The sequence below is a fragment of the Shouchella patagoniensis genome, from assembly GCF_002019705.1.
Lineage (GTDB): Bacteria > Bacillota > Bacilli > Bacillales > Bacillaceae_D > Shouchella > Shouchella patagoniensis.
On sequence record NZ_KV917377.1, the window covers coordinates 2,035,817 to 2,048,647 of the forward strand.

General features: G+C 42.9%; 15 protein-coding genes. 5 read left to right on the forward strand and 10 right to left on the reverse strand.

Translation table 11 applies throughout. From position 1 onward, the window contains the following. Positions 1-190 precede the first annotated feature (190 nt). Complete coding sequence (eutH, locus tag BK584_RS10820; protein ID WP_078392612.1) at positions 191-1,309, forward strand: ethanolamine utilization protein EutH; 1,119 nt, start codon at positions 191-193, stop codon at positions 1,307-1,309. A gap of 91 nt (positions 1,310-1,400) precedes the next feature. Here eutH and BK584_RS10825 read toward each other — a convergent pair whose 3' ends face one another. After that, positions 1,401-2,186, reverse strand: a complete 786-nt coding sequence (locus BK584_RS10825) for an SDR family oxidoreductase (RefSeq protein ID WP_078392613.1) — start codon at positions 2,184-2,186, stop codon at positions 1,401-1,403. Between the two features lie 118 nt (positions 2,187-2,304). Next, positions 2,305-2,679 (reverse strand): winged helix-turn-helix transcriptional regulator, encoded by a 375-nt coding sequence (locus tag BK584_RS10830; protein WP_078392614.1) that lies wholly within the window; start codon positions 2,677-2,679, stop codon positions 2,305-2,307. Positions 2,680-2,836: 157 nt separating this feature from the next. On the opposite strand from BK584_RS10830, the gene hxlA reads away from it, so the two are divergent. Together hxlA and hxlB are read left to right on the forward strand one after the other, a co-directional pair. Continuing rightward, complete coding sequence (gene hxlA, locus BK584_RS10835) at positions 2,837-3,469, forward strand: 3-hexulose-6-phosphate synthase (RefSeq protein ID WP_078392615.1); 633 nt, start codon at positions 2,837-2,839, stop codon at positions 3,467-3,469. 3 nt (positions 3,470-3,472) lie between these two features. Then, the gene (gene hxlB / locus BK584_RS10840) at positions 3,473-4,030 is read left to right on the forward strand and encodes a 6-phospho-3-hexuloisomerase (RefSeq protein WP_078392616.1); all 558 of its coding nucleotides are present in this window, start codon (positions 3,473-3,475) and stop codon (positions 4,028-4,030) included. 47 nt (positions 4,031-4,077) lie between these two features. Here the strand turns inward: hxlB and BK584_RS24565 are convergent, their stop codons facing one another. Further along, positions 4,078-4,245 carry a hypothetical protein gene (locus BK584_RS24565; RefSeq protein ID WP_169871188.1) on the reverse strand — a complete coding sequence of 56 codons (168 nt, stop codon included), beginning with the start codon at positions 4,243-4,245 and terminating at the stop codon, positions 4,078-4,080. Between the two features lie 214 nt (positions 4,246-4,459). Here BK584_RS24565 and BK584_RS10845 point away from each other — a divergent pair, with 214 nt between their 5' ends. Both BK584_RS10845 and BK584_RS10850 read left to right on the forward strand, forming a co-directional pair. Next, a complete protein-coding gene (locus tag BK584_RS10845; RefSeq protein WP_078392617.1) occupies positions 4,460-5,314 on the forward strand; it encodes a hypothetical protein in 855 nt (284 codons plus the stop codon). Between the two features lie 527 nt (positions 5,315-5,841). After that, positions 5,842-6,483 (forward strand): lytic polysaccharide monooxygenase, encoded by a 642-nt coding sequence (locus tag BK584_RS10850; RefSeq protein ID WP_078395559.1) that lies wholly within the window; start codon positions 5,842-5,844, stop codon positions 6,481-6,483. Positions 6,484-6,612: 129 nt separating this feature from the next. Here the strand turns inward: BK584_RS10850 and BK584_RS10855 are convergent, their stop codons facing one another. The 7 genes from BK584_RS10855 to BK584_RS10880 all read right to left on the reverse strand — a co-directional run bounded on the left by BK584_RS10855 (position 6,613) and on the right by BK584_RS10880 (position 12,501). Then, on the reverse strand, positions 6,613-7,227 hold the full coding sequence (locus tag BK584_RS10855; RefSeq protein WP_078392618.1) for a membrane lipoprotein lipid attachment site-containing protein: 615 nt from the start codon (positions 7,225-7,227) through the stop codon (positions 6,613-6,615). Between the two features lie 127 nt (positions 7,228-7,354). After that, positions 7,355-7,531, reverse strand: a complete 177-nt coding sequence (locus BK584_RS24570; RefSeq protein WP_169871190.1) for a hypothetical protein — start codon at positions 7,529-7,531, stop codon at positions 7,355-7,357. A 73-nt stretch (positions 7,532-7,604) separates the two neighbouring features. Next, entirely contained in the window at positions 7,605-8,684 is a 1,080-nt protein-coding gene (locus tag BK584_RS25360; protein WP_281255748.1) for an ABC transporter ATP-binding protein, read from the reverse strand. 1 nt (position 8,685) lies between these two features. Then, positions 8,686-9,495, reverse strand: coding sequence for a carbohydrate ABC transporter permease (locus tag BK584_RS10865; RefSeq protein WP_078392619.1), 810 nt, complete (start codon positions 9,493-9,495; stop codon positions 8,686-8,688). Next, a complete protein-coding gene (locus BK584_RS10870; protein WP_078392620.1) occupies positions 9,485-10,387 on the reverse strand; it encodes a carbohydrate ABC transporter permease in 903 nt (300 codons plus the stop codon). Before BK584_RS10870 ends, BK584_RS10865 begins: the two co-directional genes overlap by 11 nt. After that, positions 10,384-11,181 carry a sugar phosphate isomerase/epimerase family protein gene (locus BK584_RS10875; RefSeq protein WP_169871192.1) on the reverse strand — a complete coding sequence of 266 codons (798 nt, stop codon included), beginning with the start codon at positions 11,179-11,181 and terminating at the stop codon, positions 10,384-10,386. The genes BK584_RS10870 and BK584_RS10875 overlap by 4 nt, the downstream gene beginning before the upstream one ends. Before the next feature lie 21 nt (positions 11,182-11,202). Then, on the reverse strand, positions 11,203-12,501 hold the full coding sequence (locus BK584_RS10880; RefSeq protein WP_078392622.1) for an ABC transporter substrate-binding protein: 1,299 nt from the start codon (positions 12,499-12,501) through the stop codon (positions 11,203-11,205). Between the last annotated feature and the right edge of the window lie 330 nt (positions 12,502-12,831).

Sequence of the window (12,831 nt, forward strand, 5' to 3'; positions counted from 1 at the left end):
TCCTCCTATAAGGTTAGTCTATTCCAAGGCAAAGAAAAGAAAGCGGCAAGTGCTTATCGACTCTCATATTTGTGCAATAGTCCTGGTTTCTATTTTCGCTATTGCTCGCTCTACCAATCCCTACCTAGCATTGTATAAAATCAAGCATCTTGATATCGTTACAATAAAGTAGAAACAATAGGAGAATTCCATGGCTATTAACGAAATCATTCTTTCCATTCTTAGTTTCTTTATCTTACTTGGTGCATTAGACTACTCCATTGGCAATCGATTTGGTTTAGGAAAAGCTTTTTTAGACGGCATCATGAGCATGGGACAAATTACGCTTGCCATGGTTGGTATTATTTCTCTCGCCCCACTCCTTGCCACAGTGCTCGTCCCCTTCATCACCCCTGTGTATGTGGCGATCGGTGCCGATCCAGCTTCATTTGCTAATACGATACTTGCCCTTGATATGGGCGGGTACGCATTAGCACAAGAAATGGGACTAGATGAAGATGCTGCCTTGTTCTCATGGGTTTTTTTAGGGACTATGCTCGGTCCAACGATCGTGTTCACGATTCCAATTGCTTTGCGTATGGTAGAACAACAACATACAGGAGCGTTCGCAAAAGGAATGTTGATTGGTATTAGCACCATTCCGCTCGGATGTTTTATTGGAGGTATCGCTGCTGGATTTGATGTAAGCATGATTCTTCGAAACTTACTAATTCCGTCTCTTTTTTCATTGCTTGTTATCTGTTTTCTCGCATTCAAACCAGAGCTATCAGTCAAGTTATTCCTTTTGTTCGGTAAAAGCATCCAGATTATCGGTGCATTAGGACTCGCACTTGCTGCCGTGCACCACTTAACTGACTTCACCTTACTCGTTGGCATGGCTCCGTTTGAAGAAGGTTTAGCAATCGTAGGTACAATTGCTGTTGTATTAGCAGGCGCATTTCCGTTTGTTGCATTTCTAACAAAAACAGTACACCCGCTATTCGACAAGCTCGGTAAGATCTCCTGCCTTGATGGCAAAGCAATTGCGGCGATTGTCTCCTCACTTGCTCATGCGATTCCGGCTTTCGTCCTAATGAAAGAAATGTCGCGACGTAGCCAAGTCGTCACAATGGCGTTTATCGTAAGCGGGGCCTTTGTGCTCGGTGGTCATTTTGGCTTTGTCGCAAGCATGAATCAAGAAATGGTTGTACCTATGATGATTGGTAAATTGACAGGTGGTATGAGCGCTGTTCTGATTGCAGCTTTTGTTGAAAAAGCAAAGTACCCGCAAGCACCGATTTTAGAAGATAAAAAGACGGATGCACGTTAAAATCAATCATTCCTTACAGATTGCTCATAAACGACAAAAAAACCAATGCGGAAAAAAGAGTGAATCCTTTTTCCGCATTGGACACGTTGTTTTAATATTTGTAGGACTGTCCTCCATCAATCGGGATGACGCACGCATTAATAAATTCCGCTTGGTCAGAAAGCAGAAAAGCAACTAAGTAACCAACTTCTTCTGGTTGTCCAAACCGTTTCATTGGGTTCACACTAACAAATTCCTTACCCGTTGCTTCCCAATCGTCTCCTCCTATTTGTCGCAATGATCCTTCAACCATTTTCGTTAAAATAGCACCTGGTGCGATCGCTTTAATACTCACACCATACTGCCCGTATTCGATGCCTGAATTTTTTGTTAAACCGACAACTCCGTGCTTACTAGCTGCATACCCAGATTGATTGCCAACTCCACGAATCCCGCCTACTGATGCTGTGTTCACGACTGTACCGGCTCCTTGTTTCTTCATCACTTCCAGGACATACTTCATTCCGTAGAAGACTCCATTCAAGTTAATGTCGACAACTTTCCGAAACTCATCTGAACCATAGGATTCGGTCAGGTTTTGCTTACCTTCCACTCCTGCGTTATTAAAAAAGGCGTTAATTTCATTGTATGTATCCACTGTTTTTTTTACATACGCTTGCACGTCTTCTTCTTTTGAGACATCAGCCGTAATAAGGATGATGTCTGCTTCAGGCACATCTGTGTGAATGAGCTGTTTCGATTCTTCAAGTGACTCCTTATTTACATCCACAAGCGAAAGTTTTGCACCTTCTTTCGCTACTTGAAGAGCGACCGCGCGTCCAAGCCCGGACCCTGCCCCAGTAATCAGTACCGTCTTTCCGTTAAATCGTGGTTCCATTCTGATTAACCCCTTTGCATACAAGATGAATATAGTATGTGCAAGAGTATGGCATTTCATTAGTCGTTCCCATTAATGAAACAAGCCACAAGTAATAGTGACTACTTGCGGCTTGGTCTTATTCCTTCCCTGTTCCCTCTTTCACAGGAAGCTTCTCTTCTTTTAATACGTCTTCGATGTAATTCTTCCCCCATTCATACATGGCATCAAGGATGGGTAACAGCTTCTCTCCTTGTTCCGTTAATGAATACTCTACTTTCGGAGGAACAACCGGATACACTTTTCGATCGACAATTAAATGATCTTCAAGTTCACGAAGCTGGGTCACAAGCATTCGTTGTGTGATGCCCGGCATAAGTGATTTTAATTCTCCAAATCGCTTGGTTCCCTCTTTTCCTAAATGCCATAGAATAAGCATTTTCCACTTCCCACCAATAACAGACAAGGTTAGCTCTTTTTCACAGTTAAACGTTCTTTCTCCTAAATTAGGCATATCCATCACCTCTCAAACGCAAGCATATCAGACGGTATACTTTTTATCACTATGTGCGATAAAAATGCGTACTTACGTAAATACATTATAGTGTTTATACTGTGAATTGTGCAGTCGAGAAATCGAACTGACACTCGAACAAAGGGGCGAATCACTTATGAAATTACAACTAGCATTAGACCTCGTAAACATTCCAGAAGCAATTGAACTTGTATCTGAGGTTCAAGAGTCCATTGACATTGTAGAAATTGGAACGCCTATTATAAATAGCGAAGGGCATGCCGCTGTTCGTGAGATGAAAAAAGCATTCCCTCACTTAACTGTTTTAGCTGACGTTAAAATTATGGACGCTGCAGGTTACGAAGTAAGTCAAGCATCTGCCGCAGGAGCAGATATCGTCACAATTCTTGGTGCTGCCGAAGATAGTTCAATCCGTGGCGCAGTTGAAGAAGCGAAAAAACAAGGAAAAGAAATTCTTGTTGATATGATTGCGGTAAAAGATATTGAAACCCGCGCAAAAGAAGTGGATGCACTTGGTGCTGACTACATCTGTGTGCACACAGGTTACGATTTACAAGCAGAAGGAAAAGATTCATTCGCGGACCTTCGTACAATAAAAAATGTCGTAAAACAAGCAAAAACGGCCATCGCAGGCGGCATTAAGCTTGAAACACTGCCACAAGCGATTGAAGCAAAACCTGACCTTATTGTTGTTGGTGGCGGTATTACAACAAAAGAGAATAAAAAGGCAGCCGCCAAAGAAATCAAAGATTTGATCAACCAAGGTTAATCAATGAAAACAGCAAACTACGCTCACGAGATTATTCGCGAACTACGTGTGGCGATTGACACCATTTCTGAAACGGAAGCAGAGCAATTAGTGGATGCGATACTCGCTGCAAATAAAGTATTTGTCTCTGGTGCTGGCCGTTCTGGGTTGATGGGCAAGGCGTTTGTTATGCGGATGATGCATATGGGGATTAATGCGTACGTCGTTGGCGAGACAGTGACAGCGAACTTTGAGAAAGAAGACTTGTTAATCGTTGGTACTGGATCAGGTGAAACAAAAACGCTCATCCCCGTTGTTGAAAAAGCGAAAGCGCTTGGTGGAACCGTTGCGACGGTGACACTCTCTCCAGATTCAACCCTCGGCAAGTTAGCTGATCTAACGGTTACACTGGCCGGCGCACCAAAAGATCAAGTCGGTGGCGAATACAACACAATCCAGCCCATGGGGTCCCTCTTTGAACAAGCAATGCTTTTGTTTTATGATGCAGTCATTTTGCGGTTTATGGAGAAAAAAGGACTTAACTCAAATCAAATGTATGGCAAACATGCAAATCTAGAATAGAAAAAAGCCAGACACTGAATCGTGGTCTGGCTTTTTATCTTTTATATCTATCCCTTTAACGCCTCAATCATCTCTTCGTAATCTTCCACATCTTCTCTCACTGTTTCCGGCTCATACGCGCCATTCTTGAAATAGTGTTTATTCAGCGCTTGAATTTCGCCTTCAACTAACTCAATTAATTTCCTCGATTGAACATTTGTTAGTTTCACTTTCATCTTAAATCCTCCAATGCCTCCTAAATCGTTCAGCAAGCTTATTAAGTATAACTCTTAAGTCAATACGATGCTCGTCCGACGTCTATTACATGGTCTCTTTAGTGGAAAATAATAAAATGATTGTTAGTTATTTCAATACGTTTATTTCTCTGTTTCCACGGGAAGAGCATTCAGTAAGGTACATAGATTAGAGATAAAGAAAAGGAGTGGGACAATGAATAAAGCATTAATTGCTGCTTTATGCAGCACAACAATCATGCTCGCCGCTTGCGGTGACAATGAAGATAGCGAAGAACAAAATGACCAAGCGAATGGCGAAGAATCAACTGAGGCAAACACCGAAGAACAAGCAGAGGATATGACCGCTGAAGAAATTCTTACAGAAGCAGTCGCTTTTTATGATGATCTTGACAGCCTTCATGTGGAGCGTGAAGGCAGTTTAAATCAAGAAATTGATACGCCTGAACAAGATGAAGATATGAACGATGCAAATGTGGATATGATGACTTCTGACAAGCAATGGCAGTTTCAACAAGAGGACGGTTTTTATCAGCGAACGGAAATCGGTATGAACATGGTTGTCAATGAAGAAGGCGAAGAAGAGGTAGAAGACGAGATGCCTACTTCCTATAGCTTTACGGATTCAGAAGATTCAGCTTGTATGATTACATATGAGGAAGGTGATAACGAGGCCATTCGCTATGAAAACCCTCTAAGTGAGGAATCACTCTCATTTGATATGCATCGTCAGGAGTATGAAGCGATTCTTGAAGATGCCGAACTAAATCTTGTTGGCGAAGAAACGATTAATGGCTATGACACCTACCACATTGAAGCGGATCAAGACGGTGAAATAACAGAATACTGGTTTGATAAGGACACATTCTTTGAAATTAAGCGAACCCTCGATTCTTCTTCTGAGAGTCCAGACGGTGAATTCAGCAATGAAGGTGGAGGAATAGATACGGTTGTTGATTACGAGGTCAATCCTGATTTTGACGCCTCTCTTTTTCAAGTACCAGAAGATATCGAAGTGGTAGATGGTGAAGTTGACGATACGATTGGCTAAAACAAAAACCAACACGGCTGAAATCAGCCGTGTTGGTTTTTGTTTTATTGCTATAACCCTCAATTCTCTAGCTGCTGACATGTTTTGTGAAGCGCTGGTTTTGTTCGTACTCATTACCATCCCTACCAACAAGCAGGTAGCCAGAAACGTACGGTGGACGAATCACTTACTCGTTTCCCAAGTACCAATAACCGCTCAAACTCCGCCTTCAGTATAAGCGTAGGTCGAGACTCCCCCCCTATGTACGCCACATCCAAACACGATAAGATGGCAAGTATTGCTTACTATGCCTCGCCTGCTCCCCTTTGATGCAATGATTTACTCATTCAGTGCGCTTTTCCTTCATTCCATGTTCGTACAAGCTTCTTGAAACACAAAAACTCGCCTTTTCTATTGAAAATTGACTTAAACAGACCTTTCTATGTTGGGAAAATCGATCGTAAACAGGAATGAACGATCAAAAGAAGAATGAAACAATTAGTAACATTATAACATTATACTCAAGGAGGTCGTTTCAATTGAAACTGATGATGAGAACGAAAGCAGGTAAGTCCATTGGTGCAACGATCGCGGCAGTTGCAATGTTTTCTGCCGTAGGAACTCAAGTAGCCTCTGCACATGGATATATTGAATCACCAAGTTCACGCTCCCTTTTGTGTAACCAAGGTGAAAACGTCAATTGTGGGGCCATTCAGTGGGAACCACAAAGCTTGGAGGCTCCAAAAGGATTCCCAGGACCAAGTGTTCCAGATGGTCAAATCGCATCTGCTGGAGGAGCATTCCCAGAGCTAGACCAACAAACATCAGACAGATGGGCAAAAGTAAACATCTCTCCAGGCGAGCAAACATTTACTTGGCACCTTACGGCGATGCATTCAACCGATAAGTGGCATTACTATATTACAAAAGAAGACTGGGACCCGAACCAGCCATTAACAAGAGACCAGTTTGAGCTAGAGCCTTTCTATGAAGTTAGTGATGGGGGTGCGCGTCCAAATCAAAAAGTGAACCATACGGTCAATGTTCCTGAACGGACTGGTTACCATGTTATTTTAGGAGTTTGGGATGTGGATGACACAATAAATGCTTTTTATAACACAATTGACGTTGACTTCGGAAATGGCAGCAATGCGTACGTGCCAAATTTCCTCTCCTACGATTGGCGGTAACAAAATAAAAAAAAATACCCACAACACATCACTTTTAGACGAATCACAAAAAATTCTTATGAGCTCGTTTAAAAGCCACAACAAGCGATAAAACGTAAAATAGAAGGAACGCCAGCCGGCGTTCCTTCTCTATTCCCAAGTTAATGTAAACACATAGACAAGCTCTGACTCATTGATTAAATGGTTTAACGATTCTTGATCACTACTCACTCCACTTGATACTTCAGATCCTTCAAAGTAAATAAATATGTTTTGACTCGTGTTCTCTAAGCGAAGATCGCCATCTGCCAGGCTAGCAAGCGATTCTATTTTTGGCACATCCACACTCCCATTATACTCTGTGTACCCATCTTCGCTCCCGAGCAAGACTGACACATCATAATAATAGGAAACACTTTCCGACTCTTCTTCGTTCACCTCAAATGCACTAAGACTAATAACCAGCTCTTCAGCCTCATTTGGAAACAACGATTCTCCTTCTTCGGCCTTAAGACCAAAAAGCTGTCTTGATCGTTCTTCTGACTTCTCGCCACCTTGATATGCATGAAGATCAAGGTTGAGAGTAGATAAATCATCCGGAAAATCACTTGTCTCATAGACATACGCATATTCGGTACCAATATCCAAATAACGCTTCTCGCTCTCATTTAATTCTTTTGGACTGATTACCGAGGTGTCATCGCTCGCTTCACTACATGCTGTTAATAAAACAATTGTTCCTAAAAGCACTACCATTTTCTTCATTAATGTCCGCTCCTCTAACATATGTATCTTCAGATCCTTGATTCAAATTTTTCATACGTATTATCATAGCTTTGAAAAGAGCACCATGTCACCCACTTGCCCTATATCTATTCGTCTTTCTTATGGCCTACTCCTTTTTTCTAACGATCGACTCCCCTCTCATCACGAGAAAAACACCAACAATGACGATAACTGACCCAAGCACATACATGGAAGCGATCGTTTCTTTGAGGGGAAAATAAGCACCAAACATCGTTGCAACCGGCAAGAGGTTTAAGAAAGAACGCCGACGCTTATGCAGCACCAGCATACCGCTGACGCAAAGTTACGACAATCAAAAAAACCATCCGCACTCTCGAAGGGGGATGGTTCATTCATTAAAGGTTACTGACAAACTGTTTCTGTTCTTTTCTTTCTTGTCCAAGTCGATTACCCTTTTCATTAAAACAGTGAATATGAATTGGGTCTACTGAAAGACCTACAACATCACCAGCTGTAAGCATCTCTTTTCCGGTGCCTATTGCCTGGATAACCGTTTTCCCCATTTCAAGATAGTACACATAGCGAGAGCCAATATATTCTTTACGTACGTACAATGCTGTCATTTTTCCTTTACCAGCTTGTTCATGCAACTCGATATGTTCAGGTCGTATACCTATTTCAGCAACCAGGTCATGACTTGCTGGTATTGAGAATGGCATTCCTTCCAATAAATGGACTGGTAAAAGATTCATTGGTGGCGTCCCAATAAATGTGGCGACAAAACGATTTACTGGGGTATCATAAATCTCTTCTGGCGTTCCGATCTGTTGAATCACACCGTCATTCATCACAACAATACGGTGGCCAATCGTCATTGCTTCAAGTTGATCATGGGTTACATAAACCATCGTTTGTTTCAAACGGTTATGGAGCTCAATTAAATCATTGCGTGCTGATACACGCAACAAGGCGTCCAAGTTCGATAACGGTTCATCAAGCAAGAAAAAGGGTGCTTGTTTCACAACAGCTCGTGCCAAAGCCACACGTTGCCGTTGCCCACCAGAAAGCTCCGCGGGTTTCCGGTGCAAATACGGGTTGAGCGCCACCAGGTTCGCCGCATGTTCGACTGCTTCTTTGATTGCTTGTTTCTTCTGTTTTTTGATCGTTAGAGAGAAAGCGATATTATCAAACACGGTCATATGTGGATAGAGAGCATAATTTTGAAAGACCATCGCTATGTTGCGATCAGCTACATCAACCCCGGCCATTGATTTTCCACCCATCTTAATTTCTCCAGATGTTGGTTCTTCAAGACCAGCAATGAGACGCATTAATGTTGATTTCCCACAGCCTGAAGGACCTAGTAAAACAAGGCGTTCGCCACTGTTTACTTGGAGATTCATTGATGGGATCACTTTCGTTTGGCCAAATGACTTTTCGACTTGTTTAAAGACAATTTGTTTGTCCTCATTCACACTACTTCACCCCCGTATGTAAAAAACTGCTCATAATATGGCGTTGTAATAATAAGTAGACAGCAAGCGGTGGCACTGAGGCGAGAAAGGCTACCGCCATCATTGGTCCCCATGATGTACCGCCTTCTGCGCTAATAAATTCCTGCAAAGCCAAAGGCATCGTCATCAATTGCTGGTCATTTATCATTAATAGCGGCCATAAGTATTCATTCCACGTTGTAATAAAGAACAAAATCCCAAGTGCAATCACAGAAGGCTTAACCGACGGGAATAAAATTCTCCATAACCGACGCCAATCGCCTGCACCGTCCACACGAGCAGATTCAATTAAACTGGCAGGAATTGATTTAAACGATTGTCTTAATAGGAAAATACCAATTCCATTTGCAATTTGTGGCAAGATTAACCCCGCATACGTATTGACTAGCCCAAAATCGCTTAAAAGAATATAGTTTGGCAACATCGTCACTTGAATCGGAATTAAGATGCTAGCAACTACAAGGTAAAATAGAAATTCCCTACCTCGAAAGGTAAACTGCGTAAAGCCATACGCAGCGAGGATGCTTGTAAACAGTTGCACAACCGTTACAACCGTTGCGATAAAAAACGAATTCCCCATATACTGTAAGATTGGCACCGCTTCAAACACATGGGTAAAATGCTCAATTGTTGGAGGAAACGGTATGAGTTGTATCCCACCTGAAAACAACTGGCCCGTCTCAAGAAAGGCCGTAACAGTCATCGTTAACATAGGAAAGAAACTAAGCAACAAGCACACAATCAGCAATAAATGCCACCCTTTAACTCTCATAATGCACCTTCCGATCAAGCAATTTTGCCTGCAAAAGAATGAGTACCACAAAAAATAAGAAAGTTAGTACAGCTGTCGCCGATCCGAGTCCCGTACGAAAAAATTGAAAACCGTATTGGTATGTTAAAAAAACAAGGTTGGTTGTGGACTGATCAGGCCCACCATTCGTTAACATTTGAACAGGTACAAAGGCGAACTGAATGCCCATCACGGTCGTCATCACAAACACAAACAAAATCGTCGGTCCTGTTAGTGGAAACACAATTCGGCGCAACATGCCAAACGAACTTTTCATCCCCTCAACACGCGCCGATTCTTTTACTTCCTCTGGCACACTTAAAATTCCCGCAAGCAAGACGATAAAGTGATACCCAAATGTATTCCAAGCCACCACGAACGTAATTGCAAGGAGCGCCCAACTTGAATCATTTAACCAATTAACAGCTGGCAACTGGAAGAAGGCAAGAATCTCATTAATAGATCCAATTAATGGATTGTACATCCATAAAAAGATAACTGAGGCGACAGCTAGAGACAGCACATGAGGCACAAACAAAGCCCCCCGGTAAAACTGCTGAAACTTAAGCGGCACTTGCGTCACACCATACGCAATGATGTATGGCAAAAGCAAGATCAACACAAGCAACATTCCCATATACAACAAGGTATTTAAAGCCGCCTTCACAAACTCTTGATTCCGAAACAACTCGATATAATTCCCAAAGCCGACCCATGTTTTTGTTGGACTGACCATATTCCACTCTAAAAAACTCAAATAGATCGACCGACCAAGAGGGAGGAAGATAAAGAGGAATATCGGCAACAAGGCCGGCGCAATGAAAAGAAACGGCTTCGCCCGCTTAATCCCTCTTTGTATTGGACGAGCTTTCATACAGCTGACGGCTCCGCTACTTTACCCTCACGCATTAATTGATTTCCGTGTTCTTTTATCACTTCCAGTGGTGCCGTTTCTTCATATTCCAGTATCAACTTCGGTGAATGAGACAATGTATCAAGCGCAGCCCAAATGCTTGTCCAATCTGTTACACCGGCACCAATCGGCAAATGCAAATCCCCTTTGCCGTCATTATCGTGTAAATGAAGCGCACCTAAGTTTCTTCCAAGCGCTTTAATAACCGCCGGAATATCCCACTTATTAATCGTCGCATGACCAACATCAAGCAACGCCTTAATCGTCGGTATATCCTCAAATAACTGCACAAATTCCTGCTCGTCAAACAACATTTTGTCGTGAAAGCCCACATTTTCGACAAAGAGCGTAATGTCATTTTGCTTCGCAACCTCTCCTAGTTGCTTAATGTAGTGCCGCGACCTCATCTGTGCTTCTTCTTTGTGGAAGAGAGGTGATGCGTACAAATGGGTATGGAGTACCGCATGACTTGCAAACCCTGCCGCCCATTCCAGATAAGTTCGGTACATATCAAACGAATATGCCGCATGCCCCGGAAATTGTATCGACGCCAGATTGAGCTCCCAAATTGGCAAGTGAACTCCCATATCACCACGAAACGATTCAAATCGTTCCTGCTCCCGGTCCCAATCCGTATTCCCATGCCAATGGGGACCATCAGTCGAAATCTCTATCCCCCCATTCCATTCACGTATAAAGGCATCGGCTCCATCAATTTTATTCATAAAAGGAAGTAAGTTCGCATATACATTCATCTTCATCTCCACCTTCTCTTTTTATTGGATGTAGCTATTAATTTTTTCTTCAGTTTCTTGCAACACTGCTTCCACATCTTCACCGTGAAAAATCTTGTCTCGTGCATCTAATATCGCTTGTTCAGCTTGCAATCCATTCGCTCCTGGAAAGTTAATCCACGGTACGATCGAATCCATTTGAGCATTCGCCGTCTGCATAATTGGATTTTCATCAAAAAACGGTCCAAGCGTATCTGGATCTTCTGCAAGACCGACGACTGGTGGCAAGTATCCTGTGCCCTCCACCCAAATCTTCATCGCTTCTGGGCTCGATAAATATTTCATAAACTCCCATGCCGCCGCTTGCTTGTCAGGATCTTGTGCAAACGAGAACAATGCGTTCCCACCAGCTGCGACTTGTCGTTCTTTCTCTCCAAACGTTGGAATTTCCACCGAGCGTAAATCAAAATTGCTTTGCTCCTCAATCGCGGCACGACGACCAACCGTTGTCATCATCATCCCAACCCGTCCGGTCGCAAATGCTTGTATGCCTTCTTCCCACGTCACATGAAGTGCCTGCTTGTCTTGAATCATGCCACCAAGCATGTCAAACACTTCAATGCTCTCCTCACTCGCAATTGTTGAGACAGCCTGGTCGCCATTATAATTAAGGAAGTCACCACCATTTGAACGAACAAGCGCATACTCCGCCCAACTATCAGGCGGCTGCTGTACATACAGGCCATATTCCCCTGTATTCTCTTGCACCAGTTGCGCCATCTCTTGCATCTCATCCCACGTTTGAGGCAACTGCTCCACATCCCAGCCCGCTTCACGAAGTAAATCGGCATTCACATACATGATCGGATTGCTAAGAGCATAAGGAAGTCCCGCTAACATCTCCTTATCGTTGGAATAACCTAGCTGCTTAATATTTTCCAGGTATGATTCGTTTAAAAAAGCCTCGCCCTCGTCATCAGTCGCCGCAAGCTCCGCTACAGGAACATACGGCACATTCTGATCGACGTACGAGATATAATTGTAACCAATTTGCGCCACATCTGGAGGATTCCCACCACTAAGCGCAGCTTGTGCATTTTGCAATAAACCTTGATAGTTTCCCGGCTGGAACGACTCTTTTACTTCAATTCGATCTTGGGACTCATTAAACTGGCGCACCATCTCTTTAATCGCTTTTCCGCCCCAGTCCTCGTTGTTCACATGCCAATACTCAATCGTCACTTTCTCCTCACTACCTGAAGCACCTTGGCTATCCCCGCAAGCAGACAAAAACGCTATTCCGCTTAAACACGCAAGCAAGCCCCAATGATGTTTACCCACAAAATTCACCCCTTATCGAAAGCTCTCTTCGCGTTCAGTATACGGATCAAATATGTAGGGCTTGTAAATGAAAGGCAAGAATGGCGTAAAGATTTGTAAAGGTCATTGAAAATTTACTCGGACCTACAGATAAAGATGGGACGGGTCACTATCAACAAAATGGAAGTTCGAACGTATAAACGAATACACTACGAACAGAAAAGGAGGAAGGAGAGATTGTTATGATTGAGTTGGGAGAAGCGGTGGTAAAGTGAAAGAGCGCTGTTCTAGTAATAGAGAAAGACGAGTGCTTCTGCACCCGTCTTTTATGATCAATATGTATGTAGTTAT

Excerpts from the sequence above, each read along its gene's own strand:
- BK584_RS10830 (WP_078392614.1), bottom strand. The coding sequence starts at position 2,679 with ATGCCTAATTTAGGAGAAAGAACGTTTAACTGTGAAAAAGAGCTAACC.
- BK584_RS10825 (WP_078392613.1), bottom strand. The coding sequence starts at position 2,186 with ATGGAACCACGATTTAACGGAAAGACGGTACTGATTACTGGGGCAGGG.
- hxlB (WP_078392616.1), top strand. The coding sequence starts at position 3,473 with ATGAAAACAGCAAACTACGCTCACGAGATTATTCGCGAACTACGTGTG.
- BK584_RS10850 (WP_078395559.1), top strand. The coding sequence starts at position 5,842 with ATGATGAGAACGAAAGCAGGTAAGTCCATTGGTGCAACGATCGCGGCA.
- eutH (WP_078392612.1), top strand. The coding sequence starts at position 191 with ATGGCTATTAACGAAATCATTCTTTCCATTCTTAGTTTCTTTATCTTA.
- BK584_RS10870 (WP_078392620.1), bottom strand. The coding sequence starts at position 10,387 with ATGAAAGCTCGTCCAATACAAAGAGGGATTAAGCGGGCGAAGCCGTTT.
- BK584_RS24565 (WP_169871188.1), bottom strand. The coding sequence starts at position 4,245 with ATGAAAGTGAAACTAACAAATGTTCAATCGAGGAAATTAATTGAGTTA.
- BK584_RS10845 (WP_078392617.1), top strand. The coding sequence starts at position 4,460 with ATGAATAAAGCATTAATTGCTGCTTTATGCAGCACAACAATCATGCTC.
- hxlA (WP_078392615.1), top strand. The coding sequence starts at position 2,837 with ATGAAATTACAACTAGCATTAGACCTCGTAAACATTCCAGAAGCAATT.
- BK584_RS10865 (WP_078392619.1), bottom strand. The coding sequence starts at position 9,495 with ATGAGAGTTAAAGGGTGGCATTTATTGCTGATTGTGTGCTTGTTGCTT.
- BK584_RS10855 (WP_078392618.1), bottom strand. The coding sequence starts at position 7,227 with ATGAAGAAAATGGTAGTGCTTTTAGGAACAATTGTTTTATTAACAGCA.
- BK584_RS10875 (WP_169871192.1), bottom strand. The coding sequence starts at position 11,181 with ATGAATGTATATGCGAACTTACTTCCTTTTATGAATAAAATTGATGGA.